The sequence below is a fragment of the Martinezella lusitana genome, assembly GCF_010668395.1.
In the GTDB taxonomy this organism is placed as follows: domain Bacteria; phylum Pseudomonadota; class Alphaproteobacteria; order Rhizobiales; family Rhizobiaceae; genus Rhizobium; species Rhizobium lusitanum_A.
Window position 1 is genome coordinate 281,160 of the sequence record NZ_WUEY01000006.1, and the last position, 25,425, is coordinate 306,584.

The window sequence follows — 25,425 nt, forward strand, 5'->3', positions numbered from 1 at the left end:
AAGGATCGGCTCGCAAGTGCCCGGTCTATTACTGGGCAACTCCCGGCAATTCATTGAAGTTCAACGGCGCTGCCGTTTGTGGAACAGGACTGTTGGGCGAAGGCGCGCGCTGGGCTTCGGCCTTGGCTCGGGCCTCCGCAGCCGCCTTGGCCTTTGCCGCCTCTTCCGCTGCCTGTTTGACTCGCGCCTCTTCTTCCGCCTGCTTCTGCGCAGCTGCCTGCCGTGCCAGATCGCGCAGGCGCTGCTCTTCGGCGCGACGCTGCTGCTCGATGGCGGCATCCCGCTGGCGCTGGGCCTCGCGAACGCCTGCTACATACTTGTAGAGTGCCACCTCCCGCCTGAGCCGCTGCTTTTCAAGCACATTGGCCTGCAAGCGCTCGACACGGCGGCGTTCCCGCTCGAATGCGCGAACCGACAGGAAGCTGGTTACGTCGGTCACGTCCATCGTACGGCCCGGTGTCGCCAGCGGCCCGCCGAAATCGAGGCGCAAGGCCGGCTCTGCACCGCTCTGCGCTTCGGCGCCGGCATTGAAATCGATACCGAGGGATCCGCGCAGGCGCTCATCCGGCAGGCTGATTTCGGCATTGCCCGAGAGCTTCGCCACGCCGTTGCCGGCTGCGATATTCGTCGCCCGGGCGACGCCCGCCGAAATGTTGAAGGGGATGGCCGTCGCCGGAAGGACCGCTTCGCCGTTGTTGAGCAAAGTCTGCACGATCGGCAGCACGTTGGCGGCGGTAATGTCGCCCTGGATCTGGTCCGTCGCCGACAACAACGGCGGCAGGATGGAGAGATTAAGTCCGCGCACATGCGTCTCGCCAAGCTGAAGCTCGCCCGAGCCGCTCGCATTGGCGGCAAGCTCGGCGATGCTCTTGCCGCTCGCTTCGGCATTCATCGCGATACCGAAGCGGCCGCTCGCAAGCGGCGCTCCGTCACGCTGCCAGGCAACGGCGGCAAGATCGCCATTGGCAAGATTGAGCTTCGTCTGCAGCAGGCCCGTGCCATCCGAATTGGCGAGCATCACGCTGCCGTTCAGCGTACCGCCGTTCCAGCCCCCGGTCAGATCGTTCAGCCGCAATTCCTCGCCCTTGTAGGCCGCATTGGCGGTGAAGTTCGAAATGGGGCCGAATATGCCGGGCCATACCTGCTTTGCAGAAAGCTTTACGCCGATATCCATGCCGGTGAAAGCAGGCAATCCGAGCTTTTCCTGGTTAAGGGCGCCTGTTTTCGGGTCTGTCATCGGCCCGTAGATCGCTTCCGCCAGCCAATCGAGATCCGCCTTGTCGAGCGTCAGCTCGCCCGTTGCCTTGAGGTTCGGCGCCTTTCGATCGAAGGTCAGCGTACCGGACATGTTATTGTCGGCAAACACTCCCTTCATGTCGGAAAACACGATCTTGTCCGGATTCAGCGCGGCATTGGCCTGGAATTTCACCGGCAGGCCTGCCCCCATCTGCGGGACGCCGATACCGTTCATGACGAAATAGGGATCGATATCGGCGCTTTCGAGCGATAGCGCCATGTTGCCGTTGAGGAAAGTATCGGGTCGCACGTCGACCTTGCCGTTCGCGGTGAACGATGTCTTATCCGTCGCAAAGGTCAGCGCCGCATCCGCCGGATCGGTGCCGCTGGCGGATACCTTCAACGTCAAACGGCCATTGGCGTCCGCCTCGACCGGCAAGGGATCGAGGCCAGCCTGGCCGAACAGGATCGACGTGACCGAATTTTCCAGCGTGCCTTCGAGGGTCGTGGTGCCCTTGCCCGCGAAAGCCGAGAGATCGGACATGCGGTAGTCGAAATTGACGCGGCTGCCGTTGGAGACGCCCGCCAGCGTCACCGTCAACGCATTGTCCTGATCGCCGCCGAGCGTCACCGCGCCGCGAAGGGCCGTATTTCCGTACCAGGCGGCGTTGCGCACCAGGCGGTCCATGACGGGATGATGCGGCAGATGCTGGCGCAGCATCTCGAAGAACGGTCCGGGATCGGCGGCCTTGAAGGTAATCTCTCCCGACCCCTTGTAGTCGGAAGGCGAACCGTCAGCACGACCCGTGGCGGTGATTTCCGCACCGGCGACGTTGCCTACCGAAAGCTTGTCGAGGGTCAGCGCGCCGCCAGCTACCGAAAACGATGTATCGACATTGTCGGCCGGCACTCCGAAGGCCATGAACTTGCCGGCCTGCAGATGCGCAGTAATCCGGTGATCGAACAGGGCCTCGCCATTGTCCTGGCCCGTAAAGAGCCCCGTCAGTGCCCGCAGCGCGTCAAGATCGAGGGCGTCTCCGGTCAGATCGACGGCAAGCTTCGGCGGGTTCTTGTCCGCGGCGCCCTGACGATCGAGCCGCCCCTTGAGCGTGGCCGAGCCGATTGCGATTTCCAGATTCTCGAAGCGTTGCTCCTCATGCCGCAGGCTGACATCGGCGGAAAAACCGGCCTGCCGCAGCTGGCGGATCGCCGGATCCACGGACCCGACAAGCCAGGAAGCCAATCCGGAGGGTTGGTTGGATGCGACGACCAGATTGCCGATGAAGTTCGGCTCGCCCTGCAGCATCAGGTTGCCGCGCGCCTCGACCTGCGTGCGCCCCGGCAGCGTGCCGACGGCATGGTCGATCTTCCATCCCGTCCCCGCCGGCTCGAGATCGAGCTGCACGTCACGGATGGTCGTGTCACCGGCGACGATCGCCGGCAGCCGGAACGTCGCCTTGCCGGGGACCTGCGGCACCGGGATTTCGGCGGCGATCGCGATCAGGCTGTTCAGGCGCTGGCGGGCGGAGATTGTCGGGTTACGGTTCGTCTTGCCGTTGGCGCCCTTGTTGTTGCCGAGCCGATTGACATCGATCTGCTGGCCATCGGCAGTCAACAGAAACTCCGGTTTTGAGCCCGTATCCAGCGTCGCCTCGCCGGTTACCACATAGGGATCGTCATCGGCACCGACTTCGAGCCGGTATTCCGGCACGCGAATGCGATCATTCGTCAACTCGAAGCGGCCCTTGATACGTGGCTGCGCCTTTTGATCGGCAACATCGTGGACTTGCTTGTCGCTGACGCCGGCCGTGAAGGAGCCCATGTAATCGGGCTTGCTGTTGACGAGCTTCAATTCGCCGTCGAGATCGACATTGAGAGGATGGCGGTCCGGCATCAGCCGGGTGCGGACGCGCAAGACGCCGTTGTCGTCGGGCTGACTGCTGGAAATCGTGAAGTTGCCGTGCTCGCTGTCGAGCGCCGCATCGCCCTCGATGCGCCAGGGGCCGGCAAGCGACCTTGCCGACATCTGTGCGTTCAGGCCGGTGACATGCCGGGTCCGGCCCGTTTGCTCGTCGATAAAGAGGACATCGCCGTCTTCGACGTGAACGCTTTCGAGCACCACCGACTTGGCGGGAATCTCAGGTTGGCTGCCGCGCATCCAGTCCAGCGTACCGTCCTTCAGCAGACGCAGGCGCACCTGGGGCTTGGACACGCGCATGTCGAAGATCAGCGCTTCGCCGGAAAGGAAAGGCGCAAGTTCGGCATCCATGGAGAATTCGGCAATCTGCACCAGCGGCGTGCCATCCGCCTCCTGGCCGACACGGACATCGTGCAGCGTCACCGACGGGAACGGCAGAAGACGGGCATCGACCGTGCCGTGGACGGTCACCTTCTTGCCGATGATGCGGCTCGCCTGATCCTCGAAATTCTTGCGAAAATCGGTCCAGTCTATGAAGAGCGGAGCGAGCAGCGCCACGAAGAGCACCACCACGAGCAATCCACCCAGAAAAACCAGGACCTTACCTAACAACGCGCACCGTCTCCAATCTTCATTCCCAACACATGCCAAGCTGCCGTTTATCCAGGCACATACACGACATAGCCCGGAATATGCACAGTTCTACCCGATCCCTGCCCGCGACAGCAGCTCTTTTTCAGAGGCTTGCCACCCATCTAAGGCACACATGCGGCTTTTCATGACAAAAACCGGAAAAGAGCGGCTGCAGCCTAGCGTCATTCGCGTGCGTAGCAAGCCAAGATCATGAAAATATTCCATCTTTCAGTGCCCACGGAATATCTTTCCGGGATTGAAGATAGCATCCGGATCAAGCGCATCCTTGATCTGGCGCATCAAATCGACGGCATCGCCGAGCTCCTGCTCGAGAAACGCCATCTTGCCCTGCCCTATCCCGTGTTCGCCCGTGCAGGTGCCGTCCATCGCCAGCGCGCGCGCATTGAGGCGCGCAACGAAATTCTCGACGACGGCGATCCCTTCGGGGGTCTTGTCGTCGAACAGCACCAGCACATGAAAATTGCCGTCGCCGGCATGGCCGACGATCGGCGCCAGCAGGCCGTGCGCCTCGATATCGGCCTGGGTTTCCGCGACGCATTCGGCCAAGCGCGAGATCGGCACGCAGACATCCGTCGACAGGGCGTTCAGCTCAGGCGCCAGCGCGCGGCAGGCCCAATAGGCGTCGTGGCGGGCCTTCCAGAGCTTGTTGCGCTCTTCCGCGTTGCTCGTCCACAGAAACTCGCCGCCACCGCATTCCGCGGCGATCTCCGCAAACTGTGCCGATTGCAGCGCAACGGTTTCGTCCGTGCCGTGAAATTCGAGGAAAAGCGTGGGCTTCTCGTCGTATGTGAGGCCGGAGTAGCGGTTGCAGGCCCGCATCTGCATGGCATCCAGCAACTCGATGCGCGCGACGGGCACCCCCATCTGGATCGTCATGATGACGGCATCGCACGCCGACTTGACATCCGGAAAGGCGCAGGCGCCGCCGGCTATCTTCTGGGGAATGCCCTGCAGGCGCAGCGTGATCGAGGTCAAAACGCCAAGCGTGCCTTCGGCGCCGACGAAAAGCCGCGTCAGATCGTAGCCGGCCGAGGATTTCCTGGCGCGGCGGGCGGTGCGGATTTCCTCGCCATTGGCGGTCACGGCGGTCACGGAGAGCACGTTGTCCTTCATCGTGCCGTAACGCACCGCATTCGTTCCCGAAGCGCGCGTCGATGCCATGCCACCGATCGAGGCATTGGCGCCCGGATCGATCGGAAAGAACAATCCGGTATCGCGGAGATAGGTGTTGAGTTGTTCGCGCGTGACGCCGGGCTCGACCGTGCAATCCAGATCCTCGGCATTGACTTCGAGAATACGGTTCATGCGGCTGAAATCGATGGAAATGCCGCCTTGCGGTGCATTCACCTGCCCCTCCAGCGACGAACCCGTGCCGAAGGGAATGACGGGAACCCTGTGTTCGGCGCACGCCTTGACGACGGCCTGCACGTCTTCGCGCGTTTCGGCAAAAACCACACCGTCCGGTAGCTGCGAGGGAATATAGGTCGTCGTATGCGCGTGCTGGGCGCGAAAACTCTCGCCAGTCTGGAAACGTTCTCCGAAAGCCTGTTTCAGAACGCCGAGAACGGCAGATATCCCCGCCTCGTTGCGTGTTCCCGCCTTCGCATCAGCCAGAACCATAGTCCGAATCTCCCATCGCGATCACCGGAAGGCGTTAACCTTTTAATCGGTTCTATGGGACATCGGCGCGGCGCTGTCCAGTCAAGAAAAGGCCGCACCTGGCGCTGTCTCAACCACGACGCATGCGATAGGTTCAAGCAGGCCTGCTACCCGTCGTCGAGCGGTCAGCCGTGCGCTTGCGCGCCGCGCACCATGCTGCCCCATGCGCCCGGCGGAATACCGAAAGCCTTCTTGAAATGCCGCGTCAAATGACTCTGATCGGCAAATCCGGTTGTGGCCGCGACTTCGGCGATCGACTCGCCCTCGCCGATCAGCGTCTTTGCCTGCTGCAACCTGCGCATCAGCAGGAAACGATGCGGACTGGTGGCAAAGGCAGCGCGGAAATGCCGGGCAAGTGCAAAGCGGTCAAGGCCGGTGATCCGTTCCAGCTCCTGAGACCGCACGCCGCGCATGACATGCGCCTCGAGATAGTCGCGGGCGGTTTTCACCTGACCCCAGGCTATGCTGCCCAGGGGTCTCTGCGGCAGGCGGGCGTGCTGCACGAGGCCATCGGCCAGACGCGAAACGAAATCGTCGACGAAGAGTTCATCCAGCTCGCGATCGAGCTCCCCCAGCGCCGCCAGCAACAAGCCTGCGAGGCGATCATCCTCCACGACCGGGTCATCGACGAATGGCAGGCCGATGCGTGCCGCCTCCAGGCACTGGAACAGCATCGAAGGTTCCAGATACAGCATGCGATAGACAAGCCCGTCCTCGGTCGCGGCCCCGCCATCATGCAGCTCATCCGGATGAAGGATAATCACCCGCCCCGGCAGGCTATAGCGCTGCTCGCCGCGGTAGCGAAATGTCTGCACGCCACGCAGGGTAACGCCGAGCGCATAGGTATCGTGCCGATGCAGATCGAACGCATCGCCCCGAAACTGCGCCTGGATGCGCTCGATGCCCGGATAGGCCGGCGCGGACAGGATGCGGTTGGCTTCGGGCGTCACGCACAAACGTTCAAGACCCGTGGCGATCTGTCCGGCTACATCCTCGCGCAACGTCCCATTCCCAGACCGCATGAAAGTGACCACCGATGTTCGATACCAAAATCGCAATCGTTCTGCGAAGCGACCTTCAATCCTGGCAGAAGCTGAATGTAACCGCGTTCCTGTCGACAGGCATTGCCGGACAACATCCGGAAATCATCGGCGAACCCTATCGCGATCGGGCCGGCAACGTCTACAACGCTTTGTCGATCCAGCCGGTAATCGTCCTTGCGGCCGATCCGGACGATATCGCCGCCATTCACCGCCGCTCGCTGGAGCGCGGCGTCATCTCTTCCGTCTTCATCGAGGAAATGTTTTCAACCGGCCATGACACAGCCAATCGCGCCGTCTTTTCAGAATTTGCGCCCGAAGACGCCAAGGTCGTCGGCATCGCGTTGCGCGCGGACAAGAAAATCGTCGACAAGATCACCAAGGGCGCGAGCATGCATCGATGATCGGACTGGAAAGCGGCCGGATCGTTGGACCCGGCCACCGCCGTTGAAAAAGCTTAGCCGTTCTGCGTGATCGGCGCGATCTGGATCTCGACGCGGCGGTTCTGGGCGCGGCCGGCTTCGGTCGCATTCGATGCGACCGGCTGCGACGGGCCGAAGCCGATAGCCGACATGCGGCGCTGATCGATACCCTGGCTGCCGAGATAGGACGCGACCGAGCCGGCGCGGCGTTCCGACAGATCCTGGTTATGCTGCAGGCTGCCCGTCGAATCCGTATGGCCGTTGACGTCGATCAGCGTGCGGTTGAACTTGCGCAGAACGATGGCGACGGAATTGAGGGTCGCGAAGAATTCCGGCTTGATCGCATCCTGGTCGATATCGAAGGTAATCGCCGACGGCATGTTCAGGATGATACGGTCGCCGACGCGGGTCACAGAAACGCCGGTGCCCTGCAGCTGCGCGCGCAGTTCGGACTCCTGCTGGTCCATGTAGTTGCCGATACCGGCACCCGCGAGTGCGCCAACGCCGGCGCCGATCAGCGCGGCATTGCGGCGCGAGGCCGGCGAGTGACCGATGAGAAGGCCGGCAACCGCACCCACACCGGCGCCGATCGCTGCACCGCCGGCCGTGTTGGAGACTTTCTGCTCCCCCGTATAGGGATCGGTGGTCGTGCATGCGTTCAAAAAGGCTGCCGCTAGGGCAAGCATGGCAATTTTCTTGATCATAGAATCGTCGCTCTCCGGTTCGATGGCCGCAGCAGATATGAAGCATTGCGGCAATATCATGAAGAGAAATCTTATCCAGGCCTTTGTCCCCTGTGCATAGAGCCGCGGAGAAGCTTTCAGCCCGCGAACGTGTCAGCCGGATGCATGGAGCCGCCCATCAACGCGGCTCCGCGATACCCCATCCGCGATCACTTGAAGAGCTGCAGAACCGTGTTGTAGCTCGCATTGGCGATCGAGAGCGATTGCAGTCCGAGCTGCTGCTGGGCCTGCAGCGCCAGAACCTTGCTCGATTGCTGCTCCATATCGGCATCCACCAGCTTGCCGACGCCGCTGGTCAGCGAATCGCTGAGATTCTTGGCGAACTCGGTCTGAAGGTTGATGCGCGATTCGAGAGAGCCGAAGGCCGATCCGATCGTCTTGAGCTGGTTCAGCATCCCCGTCACGGTATTGACCATGTCGACGATGGCGCCTTGGGTCGTATTCGCATCGAGCGAGATTTCCACCTGTCCGCTCGTGTCCCCGTTCTTGGTGCCGATCAACACGTAGTTCTTCGCGGAACCGGCCTCGGTCGCAAAGGCGGTTGAGGTCAGCACCCCATATCCACCCGTGCCGCTAGACTGATCGTCGATCAGATAACGCGCGTCGCTTGACGTGATGGGGCCGGTCGTCGAGCTCACGCCTGCGTAGTTCAGCATGCCGATGCTGACGGTGCCATTGGAACCGCGGATGAGGGAGCCCGGAACCTCGTGCGGAGCGGTCGGGTCCGCGCCGTCCTGCAACACGGTCCAGTTGACGCCGTTGAAGGTCGCCGACTCCCCGATACTGCGCAGCTGCTGCTTGAGCTGGGTAATCTCGTCGTTGAGCTTGGACTTGTCGATACTTGTCTCATAAGCGCTGACAAGCTTCGTCCTGATTTCCGTCACGACGTCGATCGCGCTGCTGACGCCCGTGGAGGCCGTACTGACCGTCGAGGCGGCAAGACCGAGCGCATCCTGCACCGACGAAATCGCGCCGATGTCGGTATGCGTCAAAGTCGAGATTTTCCAGTAAGTGGCATTGTCCTTGACCGTCTGCACCCGCAGACCCGACGACATCTGCCGTTCCGCGTTGGTCAGTTTGGTCTGGGTGTCCTTCAGCACTTCCAGTGCTGTATTCACAGAGGGACTGACCCTGATGAAGGTCGAAAAAATACTCACGGCACACGAACTCCGGACGCAACAATACGCAACAAATACAAGAAGACATTGAAACCTTGCCGCGGGCGCTCATGCGCGCGGGCCGACCGTGTCGGCAAACAGGGAGACAGGCAAAAACAACGCCTGCGCTCCATCGGTTACATGCCGCTATGATTAGCAAACATGCTTAAAAAAGCGCTAAGCGATACGCATGATTTACCATAAATAAGCGCATTAAATGCGGCGGGCGCAACCCGCCCGTGCTCGCCCTACTCCGCGGCGCGCAGATTGCTCAGCTTCGAGCGCAACGCCGCATCCGACATTTCCTCATGCAACCGTTGCTCTTCATGCGTCTGCGGCTTGGCGAATCGGGCAATCAGGAGATAGGCGACCGGCGTGATGTAGAGCGTGACCAGGGTCGCGAAACCAAGGCCGCCGACGATCACCCAGCCGAGCGCGATACGCGCCTCCGCGCCCGCGCCTTCCGCAAAGACCAGCGGCACGCCGCCGAGGATGGTCGCGATCATCGTCATCATGACCGGGCGCAGGCGCAGGGCGCACGCCTTCTCGATCGCCTCGCGCACGCCTTCGCCCTTGTCGCGCAGCTGGTTGGCGAACTCGACGATCAGGATACCGTTCTTGGCCATGACCCCGACCAGCAGCACCAGGCCGATCTGGCTGTAGATGTTGAGGCTCGAGCCGGTGATGACGAGAGCAAAAATGGCGCAGGCAAGGCCCAGCGGCACCGTGGACATGATGATGAGCGACGACAGCACGCTTTCGAACTGGGCTGCGAGCACCAGGAAGATGATGACGATGGCGAAACCGAAGGTCAGCGCCATGCCGCTGGAATTCTCCTCAAGCGTCGCCGCTTCGGCAAGAGGCATCAACCGCGATCCCGGCGGCAAGAGCGGTGTCGCGATCCGCGTGACGTCCTCGACCGCCTGCCCGAGCGACATGCCGTTCTTGAGGCCCGCCGTGATCGCGACCGACGCCAGCTGCTGCTCGCGGGTCAGCTGCGGCGCCACCGCATTCTCCTTCAGCGCTGCGATCACCGACATCGGCACGATCTTGCCGTCGCCGGTCTTCAGATAGACGTTTTCAAGGTCCGTCGGATCATCGATCGGGCGCATGGTCGAGGTCAGCAGCACCGGATAGGATTCGCCGGCGACGAAAACATCGACAACGGAACGCCCTTCCAGCAAGGACTGCAGCGCGACCGAAAGGCCTGTTATATCGACCCCGAGGTCGGACGCACGCTCGCGGTCGATGGTGACGGAGACCTGGGCCTGCGTCGGCTCGTTGTTGAGCCTCGGCGTATCGAACCGTCCGGTCGCGTCAAGCGCCTGCACCAGTTTCAGGGCCGCCTCGGTCAGCGCTTCGTGATCGTTGCCGACAAGCGCCATCTGCACGCCGCTGCCGGCGCCGCGGATGCGCAGGCTGTTGGCCTGAACGACGTTGCCGCGAAGGGCCGGAACGTCAGCCATGGCCTGGTTGATATCGGCGACGATGTCCTGCTGCGTGCGATGGCGCTCGCTCCAGGGTGCCAGAGTCAACACCATGAAGCCGCTGTTCTTCTGGCTGCTCATACCCGAAATCGCATAGATGTTGCGGATATCGCCGCTGTCGCGCAGCGGCTGCAACCGCTCCTCGACGCGCTGCAGCTGATCCTTCGTATAGTCAAGGCCGGCACCCTGCGGCGTGGTCAGGCGCAGCATGACCATTGCCCGATCCTCGCTCGGCGTCAGCTCGCTTTTGACATTGACAAAGGCCAGGACGGCGGCAGCCGAAAACAGGGCGCAGAAGATGATGACGACCAACGGCGCGTTCAGGCAGGCTCTGAGCGTCCGGCGATAGACGGCGGCAAAGAGCTCGCCGAAACGGCCGAGCGCCCCGTGTTCCTCGCGCATCTCCTTGGTCAGCATCCGCGAGGCGAGCATCGGGCAGAGTGTCAGCGCGACGATCGACGACAGTCCGACGGAGAAGGCCAGCACGAAGCCGAACTCCCGGAACAACCCGCCCACCTGCCCCGGCAGGAAGGACAGCGGAATGAATACGGCGGCGAGCGTCGCCGTCGTGGCGATGACCGCAAAGAAGACCTCCCGGGTGCCGAGCACGGCGGCGGCGCGCGGACCGATCTTCTCAGCCCTGCGGCGCACGATGTTCTCGAGCACGACGATGGCGTCGTCGACCACGAGGCCGGTCGCCAGCACGATGGCCAGCAGCGTCAGGATGTTGACCGAGAACCCGACCATATAGAGCGCGGCCAGCGTGCCGATGAGCGCCACCGGCATGGTGACGACCGGTATCAGCGTCGCCCGCCAGTCACGCAGGAAGAGATAGATAACGACCGTGACGATCAGCGCCGACAGCACGAGCGCCAGCACCACCTCATGGATCGCGCCCTGGATGAACAGCGCGTCATCGCTGGTGATGACGATTCGCGTTCCCTCCGGCAGCGATTTCGACAGTTGCGCCACAACGGCCTTCACGCCCTCGGAGATATTCAGCGTGTTCGACTGCGCCTGGCGGATGATGCCGAGGCCGACGCCCTGCACGCCGTTCGAGCGCAGCGCGGTCGTGCCGTCCCTTGGCCCAAGCGTGACGGTCGCGACATCGGAGAGCCGCACGCGATCCTTAATGATCAGCCGGGAGAAATCCTCTGGGGTCTGCAATGCCGCCGTGGCGCGCACGACGATATCCTGACGCGCGCTCTTCAAGGATCCCGCCGGCACATCGAGCGCCGCGGTCGCAAGCGCCGTCGTCAGATCGCCGATCGTCAGGCCGCGGCCGGCAAGGGCCGCCTGGTCGACGTCAATACGGAAGACCTTTTCCTGATCGCCGTAAAGCTCGACATCGGCAACGCCTTCGACCGATGCCAGCCGGTCGGTGATTTCCTTGTCGACGAGCTGCGTCAGGTCGTCCATCGTCATGGTGCTCGATGTGACGGCAAGGCGCATGATCGGCTGCGAATCCGAATCCGCTTTGACGATCTGCGGCGCATCCGCCTGATCCGGCAATTGCTCGGTGATGCGGCCGATGGCGTCGCGGACATCGTTGGCGGCGACCGAGAGATCCGTGGCATCGGAGAATTCGAGCGTCACCCTGCTCTGGCCGAAGGACGAGCTGGAAGAGACGGATTTCAGGCCGCTGACGCGGGCCACCGCCCCTTCGATGATCTTGGTCAGCTCCTGATCCACCGTCTGGGGCGATGCACCGTCGAACACGGTTCGCACGGTCACGACGGGGCGATCGACATCCGGCAGCTCGCGAACCTCGACGCCGAAATAGGCCGCGAGACCGGCGACGACCAGCAGCGTATTGAAGACCAGCGCCAGGATCGGCCGGCGTACGAAAAGCGCCGTGAAGGATTGCTTGCCCGCAGTCGCGCCAGCATCCGTCGTCTCATCACCGCCATGGGACATCATTGGATGACGATCTCCTTGGCTTCGGCGACATCGCGGGCAAAGCGAACCTCACCGCCTTCAGTCACGCGCTGCAACCCCTCGATAACGATAAGATCGCCGTTGCGGAGATCGCCGCGAACCAGGACCGCATCCGGATTGCGTTGCACGATGCTGACACGCACCTTCGACGACTTGCCGTCGACGACACGCCAGACATGCGCGCCCGCGCCATCCCATTGGACCGCAAGCGGATCGACCGAGGGATAAGATTCACCGGAAAAGCGCATGCCGACATTGAAGGACATGCCCGCCCGCAATTCGTCGGAAGGGTTGTCGATGCGGCCGCGCACGCGGAGCGTCCGGCTGGCGCCATCGACGCGATTGTCGACAGCTTCCACGACGCCGGAAAAGACGCGCCCCGGCAGTGCGACCGAGGTCGCCTCGACCGGCTGGCCGACCTTGACGGTGTTGGCAAAGCGTTCCGGCACCCAGTAGTCCACCAGGATTTCGGAACGGTCGTCCAGCGTCACGATATTGCTCGTCGTCGTGACGTTGTCGCCGATGACGACAGGCACGATACCGACAATCCCATCGATCGGCGCGACGATGTTGCGGCGCGAGAGCGCCAGCTCCGCCGACTGCAGGGCCAGCTTTGCCCCCTGCTCGGCGATCTCGGCATCGAAGACATCCATGCGGGACACGCTGGATTTGATGGTGTGGTAGAGCTGCGCCTTCTCGGCAGCGCTCTTCAGCGCCACTTCCGCCTGGCCACGGGCGATGATCTGCTCGTCATCGTCAAGACGCGCCAGCACCTGCCCCTGCCTGACCCTGTCGCCGGACTTGATGAGAATTTCCCGGATCGTCCCTGCCGCCTGCGGCATGACGGCAACCGAGCGGATGGCATCGCCGGTGCCGATCGCGCTGAGGCGATCGTTGACAATGCCGCTCACGACAGGTTCCGTCACCACGAGCGGTATGTTCTGACCGCGCCGCGCGCCGCCACCGGCCGCATCGCCACTCTTCCCGGCGCTGGCATCCCCGTTGCGCGTGATGGCTGCCACGAGCGTCTCGGGGACCCCGGCTTTCTGCAGCAGGCCCGTCGCGCCGGGCACGAAAGCCACGACAGCGGCAATGCCTGCCACCAGCAAAAGAAAAGACAAGGAAAGCTGCTTCCAGGCGGTCATGCACGTCTCCGGCTCGTTGTGTCAGAGGCGATGAAATCGCGTCGTTGATTTTGGTACGGTCCCTGTCACACCCAGCGCACTTAAAGGGACCAAATTTCATGTCGGGCGGTTCTATAACGCAAGATTGTGCCCGATTTGCTGCAATATCGTGTTTTTGAGCATATGCGGCAAGCTTTGGGGCGGATTATGACAAAGTTGTAATCTTGGAGTGGACAACGAGGCGTTTCATTTGCGCATCCGCAAGCCCGTTCGTGCCCCGAATCGAACTTTCCGCAGGTGCGGCGCGCCTGTGAATGTGCACTTTTTGTTCTAATTTCGGCCCGTTTCTTTTGCCTTTCGGGGTAGAATCATTACATTGGGCCGCATGACCATTGGACATGACGACATTCCCTTCTTTGACGAGGAGCCGGAGCACATGGCGCCGCGCCGTTCCGCGCCGGCTGCCGGCGGCATCGGCGGCGGCATTGCGGCCCGCGCCATGGCGGCACGCGACAGCGGTCGCCGGCCGGACTATCTCTCCGGCCTCAATCCGGAGCAGGCTGAAGCGGTCGAGACGCTCGACGGGCCGGTTCTGGTGCTTGCCGGTGCCGGCACCGGCAAGACACGCGTGCTGACCACCCGCATCGCCCATATACTCTCCACCAACCGCGCCTTCCCCAGCCAGATCCTCGCCGTCACCTTTACCAACAAGGCGGCGCGCGAAATGAAGGAACGTATCGCCCTGCTCGTCGGCGGCGCGGTCGAAGGCATGCCCTGGCTCGGCACCTTTCACTCGATCGGCGTCAAGCTGTTGCGCCGCCATGCGGAGCTGGTCGGCCTTACCTCCAGCTTCACCATTCTCGATACCGACGATGTCATCCGCCTGATCAAGCAATTGATCCAGGCAGAGGGGCTGGACGACAAGCGCTGGCCGGCCAAGCAATTCGCCGGCATGATCGACACCTGGAAGAACAAGGGCCTCAGCCCTGCCGATATTCCCGAGGGTGACGCCCGCGCCTTTGCCAATGGCAAGGGCCGCGAACTCTATGCCGCCTATCAGAGCCGCCTGAAGACGCTGAACGCCTGCGACTTCGGCGATCTTTTGCTGCATCCGATCAATATGTTCCGGCGGAACCCCGATATCCTGAAGGACTATCACCAGCGTTTCCGCTACATCCTCGTCGACGAGTATCAGGACACCAACACGGCGCAGTACATGTGGCTTCGCCTGCTGGCGCAGCGGCCGAAGGGCGAGCTGCAGAATGTCTGCTGCGTTGGCGACGACGACCAGTCGATCTATGGCTGGCGCGGCGCCGAAGTAGATAATATCCTGCGCTTCGAAAAGGATTTTCCCGGCGCCAAGGTCATCAAGCTGGAGCGCAACTACCGCTCTACCGAGCATATTCTCGGTGCCGCCGCGCATCTGATCGCTCATAACGAGGGCCGTCTCGGCAAGACCCTGTTCACCGACCGCTCCGATCCCGACGACGTCAAGGTGCAGGTGCATGCCTCCTGGGATTCCGAGGAGGAAGCCCGCGCTATCGGCGAAGAGATCGAGCAGTTGCAGCGCGGCAAGCACAATCTCAACGATATTGCGATCCTCGTGCGCGCCTCCTTCCAGATGCGCGAGTTCGAAGACCGCTTCGTGACGCTCGGCTTGAACTACCGCGTCGTCGGCGGCCCGCGCTTCTACGAGCGCCTCGAAATCCGCGATGCCATGGCCTATTTCCGCCTCGTCTGCCAGTCGGCCGACGATCTCGCCTTCGAGCGCATCATCAACACGCCGAAGCGCGGCCTCGGCGACACCACGGTCCGCGCCCTGCACGACTATGCCCGCGTTCGGGACATTCCGATGCTGGCGGCAGCGGCCGATATCATCGAAACGGACGAGATGAAGCCGAAGGCGCGCAAGGCGTTGTTCGACGTCGTGCAATCCTTCCGCCGCTGGCAGGGCCTGCTTGAAAACACGCCGCATACCGAGCTTGCCGAGCAGATCCTCGAAGAGTCCGGCTATACGGACATGTGGAAGAACGACAAATCGGCGGAAGCGCCCGGACGGCTGGAAAACCTTAAAGAACTCATCCGCTCGATGGACAGCTTCGAATCCATGCGCGGCTTCCTCGAGCATGTGTCGCTCGTCATGGATGCCGAGCAAAATGAAAATCTCGATGCCGTCTCGATCATGACGCTGCACTCGGCCAAGGGCCTGGAATTCGAAACCGTTTTCCTGCCCGGCTGGGAGGAAGGCCTGTTTCCCCACCAGCGCTCGCTCGACGAGAGCGGCCGCGCCGGCCTGGAGGAAGAGCGCCGCCTCGCCTATGTCGGCATCACCCGCGCCAAGCGCCGCTGCCACATCTGGTTCGTCTCCAACCGCCGCATCCACGGCCTATGGCAGTCGACCATTCCGTCCCGCTTCCTCGACGAACTGCCGGTCACCCACGTCGAAGTCGCCGAGGTCGAGCAGTCCTATGGCGGTTACGGCCGCGGCGGCTACGGCCAGTCGCGCTTCGACAAGGCCGAACCCTTCGCCAACTCCTATTCCACGCCCGGCTGGAAACGCGCGCAGGCGAACCGCAACGACGCAACGCGCGACAACTGGGGCAGCCGCTCCGGCCATGCCGTCGAGCGCATCGGCTACGGCGAAAGCGGCCCGAAGGTGCGCACCATCGATGGCGAGCTGGTGGCCAAATCCACCTCCTCCGAACCCTCCAAATTCGCCATCGGCGACCGCGTCTTCCACATCAAGTTCGGCAACGGCAACGTCTCGGGGATCGAGGGCAACAAGCTGACTATCGAATTCGATCGCGCCGGCCAGAAGCGTGTGCTGGACGGGTTTGTGGAGAGGGTTTGATCAAGAACTGACGTATGACTGGATCACAGCTTGAATTTGCGCTTTGGCCTTAAAGATATCTGTGGTCTGTGTAATGTCGAACCGAGATCCAGCCTTTTCCGCATCGAAGATCGTTAGAAATTTGGTTTTGGAATTAAAATGTAATCTGACAATTGGTTTGCGATTGTTGTCGTCGAAATTGATGCCGCAGTAAGATTTTTGATCGCGCATGACAATGCGAGAGACATCAGCGAGCTCGGCTCCGATCGCTCGAACAATATTAAACCCGTCAATCTCTTCTTGCGTAGTTTCGATACCGTCCCCATCGTCATTGATTTGAGTGACTGAATCTACATCCTTGATCGTTGGAATATTGACGTTCTCATTAAATGCAGCACTTAATTTCCTTTGGATTTTTTGACGAACAAGATCTTCAAAGGCCCGTTTGATTATCGGTTTGAACTCAGCAACAACAGCTGCAGTAAGTTTGCCATCGTGTATTTCCTTCGAAATGAGCCGAACGAATTCGTCATCAGGATCATTAAACTGCGCTTCTATGCAGCTAATAGTCGCTTTCATCCGTTTCAGGGTACTGGCCGAACTCTTGATGTCTTCAATCGAAAATTTCTCTTTATGAAATTTTTCCAGCTCTTTCAGATCGTTGTCGTCGTAATCGAAAAGATCAAACTTAAAGAACGGATTACTATCAAGCTTGTTTGGTGCATCAAGATCGGTAAAAAACCAGATCTGTATGCCATTTGTGAGAATCGCAATCGAGCAATCTGTGGTCGAAAAATACCGGTAGAGTTGGCTATATTGGGCTTGCGAGAGATTCGCGCTAACAGCCTTTGCTTCCAGAATAAATTCAATACGATCATTTATCTTTACGGCGTAATCGACCTTCTCTCCCTTTTTCAAGCCGACATCAGCTATAAACTCCGGCACAATCTGCGTTGGATCAAAAACATCAAAACCAAGTGTGCGCAGAAACGGCATTACAAGGGCGTTTTTTGTCGCCTCTTCAGTGAGAGCGATATTTTGCGCAGCAATTGCACGCTTCGATAATTCTGCAACTTGTTCCTTGAACGACATAACTACCCCCCGAATTCGATCCCCGAGCAAACAATATTATATTCGTCACCGGATGCAATCGATGCGAGCACATATTTTTGATTGAGTTTAATTCAATCAGCTCGCCTCAGCTGAGGAGCTAATTTTCTCCAAGTGGAAGGTACAGAGCCACCTACACCGTCGCTCGCAATCTCGCCTCTCAACGGCCTTCATTCCTATCCGCACATCACATGCCTAGGTAGATATCAATTATATCATCACCAACAACAAGCGAGGCACTCTGTACATCGGCGTCACTGCCGATCTTGAGTGCCACATCTACGAACATCGCGAGGGTCTGACGCCCGGATTCGCATGGAAATATGGATGTACACGGCTGGTCTGGTATGAAGACCATGCCGCCATCGCTTCGGCCATACAGCACGAAAATCGCTGAAACGCTGGTATCGCCAGTGAAAGATCGAGCTTATTGAGAAAGCAAATCCGGATTGGCGGGATTTACGCTACGAGCTCTGGTGAAGGCTCATGCTCTCCGAGCACCCGTACATCCCGATCTTTCAGCCACAGACCAAATTCCTTGACCACGGCCACCACCTTTTCCAGGCGACGCCCATCCTCCGTCAGCGAATACTCTACCTTGACAGGAACGGTCGGATAAACGGTCCGCCTGATAAGGCCCGCCTCTTCCAGCGCGCGCAGGTCAAGCGTCAGCATTCTCTGCGAAATGCCCGGCATCAGCCGTCGAAGCTCGTTGAAGCGTTGGGGACCATCGACGAGATAGGACACGATCAGCAGCCGCCAGCGGCCTCCCAGCAAATGCATGGCCTCCTCGACGGAGCATCCAGTCACGGTCTTCTTCATCGCGCATACCTCATGCCGAGGCGGTATAATTTTTGTACCTAGATGTCAAACTTTTCCGTTCTTACTATTCCATACCGAGCAGACTACATGGTTCAGCGACAGTCTTTCCAAGCGAAAGCTGGCACCGGAAACGCCATGGAGACCTCTCGTGAAACTGTATTATATGCCCGCAAGCTGCTCGCTCTCGCCCCATATCGTCATCAACGAACTCGGTTTGGACGTAGACCTGGTCAAGGTCGATCACACCAGCCACAGGACCGAGACGGGGCTGGACTTCTACGGCATCAACCCACACGGCTATGTCCCCGTTCTCGAACTCGGCGACGGCAATCATCTGCATGAGGGGCCGGCCATCGTCCAATATCTGGCGGATCTGAAGCCCGAATCCGGGCTGGCGCCCGCCTCCGGCACGATGGAGCGCTACAAGCTGCAGGAGATGCTGAACTTCCTGTCGACGGAAATCCACAAGGGTTTCATTCCGCTTCTCTATGCACGGCTGGCGAGAAACTATGTCGAGACAGCGAGGCCGAAGCTCGAAGCGCGATATCGATGGATCGATGCCCATCTTGCCGACCGCCCCTTCCTGATGGGCGAGAGCTTTACGGTTGCCGACGCCTATCTGTTTGCGCTGACGGGATGGGGGCAGGCTCCATGGCTCAAATCCTACTACAAGGCTGACATCCACTTCGATGAACTCGACAATCTCAAGGACTGGTACGCCCGCATCAGGCAACGCGATGCCGTGCGGAAATCCATCGCGGAAGAAGGGTTGCCTTTCGACTGACCCCAGCAGCGGTGAGCAATGGGCGAACCGCCGCGAGACGCTGTCGGTCTCGCGGCAGCGCCACGCGTAGCACCACAAAGGCTCGAGTGCCGCCACGACCCGATTTCAATTGCGCCCGCCGTTTGCCCGGATGATCTGGCCGTTGATCCAACCGCTCTCGGCGCTGGCGAGAAACGACACGATCCGGGCGATATCTTCCGGCAACCCGAGGCGGCCGAGCGGAATATCGTTTATCAGGCGCTGAATCAGCTCCTCGGACCGCCCCTTGAACAACAGCTCCGTGGCGATCGGCCCCGGCGCCACCGCATTGACGGTGATGCCGCGTGTGCCGAGTTCCTTCGCGAGGGTATGCGTCATCGCCTCCACCGCCGCCTTCGTCGCCGCATAGACGCCATTACCGGGGGAATAATGGCCGATGATGCTCGTCGACAGGTTGATGATACGGCCGCCATCGCGCAGCCGCCTCGCTCCTTCACGCATTCCATTGAAGGTGCCCGTCAGGTTGACGGCGACCTGCTGCTGAAAGTCCTCATCCGAAACCTCGGCCAATGGCGAGAATTTGCTGATCCCGGCATTGTTGACGAGCACATCGACCCGTCCGAACTCCGCTTCGGCGCGATCGAACAATGCGGTTAGCGCTCGGGCATCGGCAACATCCGCGCGGACCGCAAGCGCCCGGCCACCGGCCTCCTCGATGCCGGAAACGATTTCCGCCGCCTCATCGGAACTCGATGCGTAATTCACGATGGTCTGAAAGCCATCGGCGGCAAGCTGTCTCGCAATGGCGGCCCCGATGCCCTTCGATGCGCCGGTCACGATTGCGGTTCTGATTTCACTGGTCATGCATGGATCTCCTTGTCATCCGACCCGACCGAGCAGCATCGCGCGCACGCGCTCGCCGGAGAACTCAATCCCCTGACGTCGCTGAAACGCTTGTTTCGTCGGGCCTTGACCTGTAATATGAGCGATAATTCGCTTTTCGCCACTCGCATTCCAGGAACATGTCCGAAAGCCCTCTGAAGAGCCGCCCCGCGCCGAGAAAAGCACCAAAGCAAGCCCGCTCGCTCGCGACCGTCGAGGCGATCGTGGAGGCAGCGGCTCGCATTTTGGAAGAGCGCGGCCATGAAGCTTTCTCCACCAACGCCGTCGCGGAAAGGGCCGGCGTCAGCGTCGGCTCGCTCTACCAATACTTTCCGCGCAAGGACGCATTGATCGGAGCCCTGATCTTTCGCGAGACGTCCCGCCTCGTCGAAGAGGCGGAAAGCGCAACCACCAGGCTCACCGGCAGCGAGGCGCTGTCGGCCCTCATTCTTCCCTGCGTCGAGCAGCAGCTTCGCCGCCCCGCCCTTGCCCGCTTGCTCGACTTCGAAGAAGCGCGCCTGCCGCTCGACGCTGCCACCCAAGAGGTCAAGATGCGATTTTTCGAGCTCACGCGGGCAACGCTTCTGCGATCTGATCTGCCGCCGCAGGCCGATATCGATGTCGCAAGCCGCGACGTGGTGGCGATCATCAAGGGGATGGTCGACGCAGCAGGAGAACATGGCGAGCAGGACAGAAACCAATTGGCGCTACGCGTAAAGCGAGCTGTGCTCGGCTATTTGAACAACGACGGCTGATACAGGCGGCTGGCGGCAAATCGAACGCATCGCCACAAAGCTGGCGAGCTTCGCCTGGTATTCCCCTGTTGCAAATGATTGCATTGCAGCATTGCAAAATCCGCATCCCTAGCAAGCTACCAATAGCGATCCAATCGATTATATCGATTTAAACGGCTTCGGGATTCTGCATTTCCTGCGGGCATCTCGGCAAGCCGCTGCCAGCTGTTCTTCTGGCCCATTCGGGCTTTCGCCCGGATCGAATCTCGAAGCCTGGCAACAACAAGAACCGAGGATAAAAAAGTGGCTGGCTCAGCAACAAGCTCTGCGCCCACCAGCGCCCGTGCATCCGCACACCATGGCCAGGGCAATTACCAATTCGCGCTTATCGCACTCACCTCACTCTTTTTCATGTGGGGCTTCATCACCTGCCTGAACGACATTCTGGTCCCGCACCTGAAGAGCGTCTTTCAACTCAACTACACTCAAGCGATGCTCATCCAGCTCTGCTTTTTCGGCGCATATTTCATCGTATCGCTGCCGGCCGGAGCGCTGGTCAAGCGTATCACCTACAAGTGGGGCATCGTCGTCGGCCTCACAATCGCGGCAGTTGGCTGCGCCCTCTTCATTCCGGCCGCCAGCTATCGCGTCTATGCTCTTTTTCTGGGCGCGCTCTTCGTGCTCGCCACCGGCATCACCATCCTGCAGGTCGCCGCCAATCCCTATGTCACCGTGTTGGGACCGCCCGATACCGCCGCCAGCCGCCTGAACCTGACGCAGGCCTTCAATTCGCTCGGCACGACGATTGCCCCCTACTTCGGCGCGATGCTGATCCTGTCCGCGGCGACGGTCGCCGCCGCCAACGCGACGCCGGAGCAACTCGACGCCATGCGGCTTGCCGAAGCCGGCGCGGTAAAATTCCCCTATCTGCTTCTTGCCGTGGCCTTCCTGGTCCTCGCCGCCGTCTTCGCGGCTCTCAAGCTTCCCGAGGTCGAGGATGAGGAAACGGTCGAGCCGATGCGCGGCGGCGGCTCCGCCTGGCAATATCGCCATCTCGTGCTCGGCGCTGTCGGCATCTTCGTCTATGTCGGCGCCGAAGTCAGCGTCGGCAGCTTCCTTGTCAACTTCCTCAGTCAGCCCGACATCGCCCATCTCTCCGAAGCCGATGCCGCCCATTACGTCTCCTACTTCTGGGGCGGCGCCATGATCGGCCGCTTCGTCGGCTCGCTGATCATGCGGCATATCGATGACGGCAAGGCGCTTGCCTTCAACGCCGCCGTGGCCATCGTCCTGCTCGTCGTCACCGTACTCACCACCGGCCATGTCGCCATGTGGTCCGTGCTGGCGATCGGCCTGTTCAACTCGATCATGTTCCCGACGATCTTCAGCCTGGCTCTGCACGGCCTCGGCAAGTACACCAGCCAAGGCTCGGGTATTCTGTGCCTTGCCATCGTCGGCGGCGCTATCCTTCCAGTGATCCAGGGCGGCCTTGCCGATACGATCGGCATCCATCTCGCCTTCCTGATGCCGATCATCTGCTACGTCTATATCGCCTTCTATGGCCTCAAGGGCCACAAGCCCGCGTAAGCCTTCGCCAACCATCGCGCCCCGCCTGGTTTCCCGGCGGGGCGCAAAGGGCTTGATCCCAGGCGCGCCGCTTGGCATCGTGCGGCGCACCAAGACGGAAGGACAGGCCTCATGAAAGCACTGCTGCTCATCGACATCCAGAACGGATTCTGCCCCGGCGGCAATCTTCCCGTGCCGGATGGAAATCAGGTGGTGCCCGTCGCCAATACCCTCATCGACAGCGGCCAGTACGATCTGATCGTCGCATCGCAGGACTGGCATCCGGCCGGTCACGGCAGCTTCGCCTCCGCCCATCCCGGCAAGAAGCCGTTCGAGATGGGCACGCTCTCGGGCAAGCCGCAGATGATGTGGCCGGATCATTGCGTCCAGGGCACCGCAGATGCCGAACTGCACCCCGACCTTCATGTCGGCGACATCGATTTCATCCAGCAAAAGGGCCAGAACCCCTCGGTCGACAGCTATTCCGCCTTCCGCGACAACGATCAGGCGGCCCTTACCGGCCTGGCGGCCTATCTGCGCGACAAAGGCGTCACCGAGCTCGATCTTTGCGGGCTGGCAACGGATTACTGCGTGAAATTCTCGGCCCTCGACGCCGTGGACATGCTGCCCGGCGTCAACGTTCGCTTCATCGAGGATGCGAGCCGCGGCATCGACCCTGTCGGCGTCAAGACGGCAATCGACGAAATGCGAACCCGCGGCGTCACCGTGATCGACAGTAAGGATGCGCTTGCGTAAAATCGCGCGAGCCAAGCTAAACCTTCTCTAAACAAAATGGTGCAAGCTGTTCCCGATCAAAGAAATATCGGGACCTCTCGCGTGCAGTCGATTGTCATCAACGGGCGTTTCCTCGGCCAGCCGCTCTCCGGCGTGCAGCGCTTCGCGCGCGAACTGACGCTGGCGCTCGACCGCAAGATCTCCGCGGGCGCTCTTCCCGCCTCCTTGAAAGGCGCGCGCTGGCGCTTGGCCGTACCGCGCAATACGCCCATCGACATCAGGCTCTCCGCCATAGAGATCGACAGTTTCGGGTCCGGTCCCGGCCACGTCTGGGAGCAGACGTCGCTGCTTTCGCGCTCGCGCGGCAGCCGCCTCATCGGCTTCGGCGGCAGTGGCCCGCTCCTGCACCGCCGCCAGGCCGTCGTCATCCATGACGTGACGATCTTCCGCCACCCGCAATCCTTCAAGCGCAGCTACCGCCTGCTGCACGGCGCACTGGGTACGGTGCTGACGCGCACTGCCAAGATCGGCACGGTCTCCGAATTCTCGAGGCAGGAACTCGCTTCCGTTTTCCGGGTTTCTTCAGCCGGCATCGACGTCGTCTACAATGCCGTCGATCATTTCGCCGCCATCGAGCCCGAGGATGCGGTGATACAGCGGCTTGGCCTGAAGACGAACGGCTTTTTCCTGCTCGTCGGGACGATGAAGCCCAACAAGAACCTCGACTTTGCCATCCGCGCCTTCGAGGCGCTCAATGACGAAAACCAGAAGCTGGTGGTCGTCGGCGGCTCCGCGCCGACCGTGTTCAAATCGGACGGGCAGAAATCCAACGATAGCTTGCTCTTTCCCGGCCGGCTCAGCGATGCCGAGATCGCGGCCTTGGAGCGGCACGCCACCGCTTTCGTCTTCCCGAGCCTCTATGAAGGGTTCGGCATCCCGCCGCTGGAGGCGATGACACAGGGATGCCCGGTGCTTGCGGCCGATATTCCTGCCGTGCGCGAAGCCTCGGGCGATGCCGCACTCTACTTCGATCCCTTCCGGCAGGATGAACTCATTGCGGCCATGCGCAGGATCGCGACGGACGACGCGCTGCGCAAGGATTTGCGCCGGCGCGGCTACGAGAACGTCACCCGTTTTTCCTGGGACGGCAGCGCCGACCGCGTGCTGACCATTCTGGAAGATCTCTGAGAGATTTCACGACCGCGCCTGCGGCCGGAACATGGTGATGAAGTAGCTGTAGAGACCGAGCAGGCAGAAGAGCGCGCCGCCGACAACGCCGACCGCCACCGATATCCAGAGCGAATAGCCGAAACCGGCCGTCGCCAGCACCGGCACGGCCAGCCCGATGGCGGAGAAGACGACCGGCGGCCAGACGAAGTCGAAGGAAAGAGACATCATGACCTTCAGGCCGATCGCTATCGCGCAAAGCGCGCCGATCATGCCGCCGGCCATGAGCGCAGCGTCGTTGTAGGAGCCGAGATGACCGCCGGCCAGCACGCCGATGTTCAGCAGCACACAATCCAGGACCGCGAGCAGGAAGATCGCCAACAGCCGGTGCTGCAGATGCGCCGGCGTCGGCAGCATGTTGAACGTCAGCGCCCGGCATGTGGCGAGGCCGATGACGAAAGGCGCCGCCGCCAGAAATCCGTCACGCAGGCCGGCCGCGATGACGAATTGTCCAATGGGCTGCAGCAGCGCAAAAATGCCGGCAGCCGTCATCAGCGTTAAGCCTGTGAGCAGCGAATAATACTCTCCGAGCTGCCGTCTGAAGGTCGGCGTCGCGCCTTCGCGATCATAGGTCGAAACGACGTCGGGATATTGGATCGCCTGCAAGGCGGAGACGATCAGAACGAACGGCCGCTGCAGCAGGTCGAGGGCCAGCAATGCGCCGGCGGCGGCCCCTGCTCCAAGCACCGCGGTCAGGATCGTCTTCAGCCCCAATGGTGTCAGAAGGCCGATGACCGATGCCGAGGCGGCGACACTGCCATAGACGAAATGCTTGCGAACCAGCGGCGGCTCGAAACGCGCGGCCTCGCGCAGGCTGTTGCGGGTCAGGAACAAGGCCAGTAGCCCATAAGCGAGATAGCCGGCCATCAGGCCGATGACGGTGCATGTAAATGTCGGAGCGACGGCAGCACCCGCGAGCGTGCCGACCGCGAGAATGGTGGCGCGCGAGCCTTGCAGCCGCGAAAAAATGCGAAACTCCTGACGGAAGCGGAGCATGGTGAGATGCAGGTCGCTGCCGCCCTGGAAAATCGCGACAAGGCCGCCAAGCACGGCAATCTCTGTCGGCACCGAAAAGAGGATCGAAGCGGAAGCGGCAATCAGACAGATCGCCGAGCAGGCCGCAAATTCCACGCTCAGCGCCTTGCGCTCAAGCGCTTCGCTGCCGGCCCCCTGCCCGGGATAGAAACGGCTGCAGGCAAAACGAACCCATTCGAAACAGAAGATCGCTGCGAACTGGCTGATCGAGATGAACAGCGAATAGGCCGCATAATCCGCCGGTGTCAGCAGATGCGCGACCGCGATCAGCAGCCCGAAAGCCACCGCCGCCTGATAGAAATATGCAGCCAATGCCACGATCTTCGCCATGGCGGCAGCTAAC

Annotated in this window: 18 protein-coding genes and 1 pseudogene; 8 read left to right on the forward strand and 11 right to left on the reverse strand. The window is 61.2% G+C overall.

Annotated features, from left to right (window positions below; all coding sequences use genetic code 11):
• Positions 1-28: 28 nt before the first annotated feature.
• From GR212_RS16580 to GR212_RS16590, 3 genes are all read right to left on the reverse strand, one after another.
• Positions 29-3,766, reverse strand: a complete 3,738-nt coding sequence (locus tag GR212_RS16580; RefSeq protein WP_163987666.1) for an AsmA family protein — start codon at positions 3,764-3,766, stop codon at positions 29-31.
• A gap of 249 nt (positions 3,767-4,015) precedes the next feature.
• Positions 4,016-5,428, reverse strand: a complete 1,413-nt coding sequence (locus tag GR212_RS16585) for an FAD-binding oxidoreductase (protein WP_163987667.1) — start codon at positions 5,426-5,428, stop codon at positions 4,016-4,018.
• A gap of 164 nt (positions 5,429-5,592) precedes the next feature.
• Complete coding sequence (locus tag GR212_RS16590; RefSeq protein ID WP_432444370.1) at positions 5,593-6,489, reverse strand: AraC family transcriptional regulator; 897 nt, start codon at positions 6,487-6,489, stop codon at positions 5,593-5,595.
• Between the two features lie 14 nt (positions 6,490-6,503).
• Here GR212_RS16590 and GR212_RS16595 point away from each other — a divergent pair, with 14 nt between their 5' ends.
• Positions 6,504-6,911, forward strand: a complete 408-nt coding sequence (locus tag GR212_RS16595; RefSeq protein ID WP_163987669.1) for a DUF2000 family protein — start codon at positions 6,504-6,506, stop codon at positions 6,909-6,911.
• Between the two features lie 53 nt (positions 6,912-6,964).
• On the opposite strand, the gene GR212_RS16600 is transcribed toward GR212_RS16595, so the two are convergent.
• The 4 genes from GR212_RS16600 to GR212_RS16615 form a co-directional block, all read right to left on the reverse strand.
• On the reverse strand, positions 6,965-7,633 hold the full coding sequence (locus GR212_RS16600; protein WP_163987670.1) for an OmpA family protein: 669 nt from the start codon (positions 7,631-7,633) through the stop codon (positions 6,965-6,967).
• A gap of 188 nt (positions 7,634-7,821) precedes the next feature.
• Positions 7,822-8,829, reverse strand: coding sequence for a flagellin (locus GR212_RS16605; protein ID WP_163987671.1), 1,008 nt, complete (start codon positions 8,827-8,829; stop codon positions 7,822-7,824).
• A gap of 248 nt (positions 8,830-9,077) precedes the next feature.
• Positions 9,078-12,236 carry an efflux RND transporter permease subunit gene (locus GR212_RS16610; RefSeq protein WP_432444371.1) on the reverse strand — a complete coding sequence of 1,053 codons (3,159 nt, stop codon included), beginning with the start codon at positions 12,234-12,236 and terminating at the stop codon, positions 9,078-9,080.
• Positions 12,233-13,399, reverse strand: a complete 1,167-nt coding sequence (locus GR212_RS16615; protein ID WP_163987672.1) for an efflux RND transporter periplasmic adaptor subunit — start codon at positions 13,397-13,399, stop codon at positions 12,233-12,235. The genes GR212_RS16610 and GR212_RS16615 overlap by 4 nt, the downstream gene beginning before the upstream one ends.
• 364 nt (positions 13,400-13,763) lie before the next feature.
• Here GR212_RS16615 and GR212_RS16620 point away from each other — a divergent pair, with 364 nt between their 5' ends.
• Positions 13,764-16,229: an ATP-dependent helicase gene (locus tag GR212_RS16620; RefSeq protein ID WP_163987673.1), complete on the forward strand. Its 2,466-nt coding sequence runs from the start codon at positions 13,764-13,766 to the stop codon at positions 16,227-16,229.
• On the opposite strand, the gene GR212_RS16625 is transcribed toward GR212_RS16620, so the two are convergent.
• Positions 16,230-17,300, reverse strand: coding sequence for a type I restriction endonuclease (locus GR212_RS16625; protein WP_163987674.1), 1,071 nt, complete (start codon positions 17,298-17,300; stop codon positions 16,230-16,232).
• Positions 17,301-17,523: 223 nt separating this feature from the next.
• On the opposite strand from GR212_RS16625, the pseudogene GR212_RS36845 reads away from it, so the two are divergent.
• A pseudogene (locus GR212_RS36845) lies at positions 17,524-17,798 on the forward strand (GIY-YIG nuclease family protein).
• On the opposite strand, the gene GR212_RS16635 reads toward GR212_RS36845, so the two are convergent.
• Positions 17,778-18,140, reverse strand: coding sequence for a winged helix-turn-helix transcriptional regulator (locus GR212_RS16635; protein WP_163987675.1), 363 nt, complete (start codon positions 18,138-18,140; stop codon positions 17,778-17,780). The pseudogene GR212_RS36845 and the gene GR212_RS16635 overlap by 21 nt on opposite strands.
• A 148-nt stretch (positions 18,141-18,288) precedes the next feature.
• On the opposite strand from GR212_RS16635, the gene gstA reads away from it, so the two are divergent.
• The gene (gene gstA / locus GR212_RS16640) at positions 18,289-18,924 is read left to right on the forward strand and encodes a glutathione transferase GstA (protein WP_163987676.1); all 636 of its coding nucleotides are present in this window, start codon (positions 18,289-18,291) and stop codon (positions 18,922-18,924) included.
• 105 nt (positions 18,925-19,029) lie between these two features.
• Here gstA and GR212_RS16645 read toward each other — a convergent pair whose 3' ends face one another.
• The gene (locus tag GR212_RS16645; protein ID WP_163987677.1) at positions 19,030-19,767 is read right to left on the reverse strand and encodes an SDR family oxidoreductase; all 738 of its coding nucleotides are present in this window, start codon (positions 19,765-19,767) and stop codon (positions 19,030-19,032) included.
• Between the two features lie 158 nt (positions 19,768-19,925).
• Here GR212_RS16645 and GR212_RS16650 point away from each other — a divergent pair, with 158 nt between their 5' ends.
• The 4 genes from GR212_RS16650 to GR212_RS16665 all read left to right on the forward strand — a co-directional run bounded on the left by GR212_RS16650 (position 19,926) and on the right by GR212_RS16665 (position 24,008).
• Positions 19,926-20,540 carry a TetR/AcrR family transcriptional regulator gene (locus GR212_RS16650; RefSeq protein ID WP_163987678.1) on the forward strand — a complete coding sequence of 205 codons (615 nt, stop codon included), beginning with the start codon at positions 19,926-19,928 and terminating at the stop codon, positions 20,538-20,540.
• A gap of 282 nt (positions 20,541-20,822) precedes the next feature.
• Positions 20,823-22,106, forward strand: a complete 1,284-nt coding sequence (locus GR212_RS16655) for a glucose/galactose MFS transporter (RefSeq protein WP_163987679.1) — start codon at positions 20,823-20,825, stop codon at positions 22,104-22,106.
• Positions 22,107-22,217: 111 nt separating this feature from the next.
• Entirely contained in the window at positions 22,218-22,841 is a 624-nt protein-coding gene (gene pncA / locus GR212_RS16660; RefSeq protein WP_163987680.1) for a bifunctional nicotinamidase/pyrazinamidase, read from the forward strand.
• Between the two features lie 81 nt (positions 22,842-22,922).
• Positions 22,923-24,008 (forward strand): glycosyltransferase, encoded by a 1,086-nt coding sequence (locus GR212_RS16665; protein ID WP_163987681.1) that lies wholly within the window; start codon positions 22,923-22,925, stop codon positions 24,006-24,008.
• A gap of 6 nt (positions 24,009-24,014) precedes the next feature.
• Here GR212_RS16665 and GR212_RS16670 read toward each other — a convergent pair whose 3' ends face one another.
• Positions 24,015-25,400, reverse strand: coding sequence for a hypothetical protein (locus GR212_RS16670; protein WP_348643477.1), 1,386 nt, complete (start codon positions 25,398-25,400; stop codon positions 24,015-24,017).
• Positions 25,401-25,425 lie beyond the last annotated feature (25 nt).

Excerpts from the sequence above, each read along its gene's own strand:
- GR212_RS16585 (WP_163987667.1), bottom strand. The coding sequence starts at position 5,428 with ATGGTTCTGGCTGATGCGAAGGCGGGAACACGCAACGAGGCGGGGATA.
- GR212_RS16590 (WP_432444370.1), bottom strand. The coding sequence starts at position 6,489 with ATGCGGTCTGGGAATGGGACGTTGCGCGAGGATGTAGCCGGACAGATC.
- GR212_RS16595 (WP_163987669.1), top strand. The coding sequence starts at position 6,504 with ATGTTCGATACCAAAATCGCAATCGTTCTGCGAAGCGACCTTCAATCC.
- GR212_RS16600 (WP_163987670.1), bottom strand. The coding sequence starts at position 7,633 with ATGATCAAGAAAATTGCCATGCTTGCCCTAGCGGCAGCCTTTTTGAAC.
- GR212_RS16610 (WP_432444371.1), bottom strand. The coding sequence starts at position 12,236 with ATGATGTCCCATGGCGGTGATGAGACGACGGATGCTGGCGCGACTGCG.
- GR212_RS16615 (WP_163987672.1), bottom strand. The coding sequence starts at position 13,399 with ATGACCGCCTGGAAGCAGCTTTCCTTGTCTTTTCTTTTGCTGGTGGCA.
- GR212_RS16620 (WP_163987673.1), top strand. The coding sequence starts at position 13,764 with ATGACCATTGGACATGACGACATTCCCTTCTTTGACGAGGAGCCGGAG.
- GR212_RS16625 (WP_163987674.1), bottom strand. The coding sequence starts at position 17,300 with ATGTCGTTCAAGGAACAAGTTGCAGAATTATCGAAGCGTGCAATTGCT.
- GR212_RS16635 (WP_163987675.1), bottom strand. The coding sequence starts at position 18,140 with ATGAAGAAGACCGTGACTGGATGCTCCGTCGAGGAGGCCATGCATTTG.
- GR212_RS16645 (WP_163987677.1), bottom strand. The coding sequence starts at position 19,767 with ATGACCAGTGAAATCAGAACCGCAATCGTGACCGGCGCATCGAAGGGC.
- GR212_RS16650 (WP_163987678.1), top strand. The coding sequence starts at position 19,926 with ATGTCCGAAAGCCCTCTGAAGAGCCGCCCCGCGCCGAGAAAAGCACCA.
- pncA (WP_163987680.1), top strand. The coding sequence starts at position 22,218 with ATGAAAGCACTGCTGCTCATCGACATCCAGAACGGATTCTGCCCCGGC.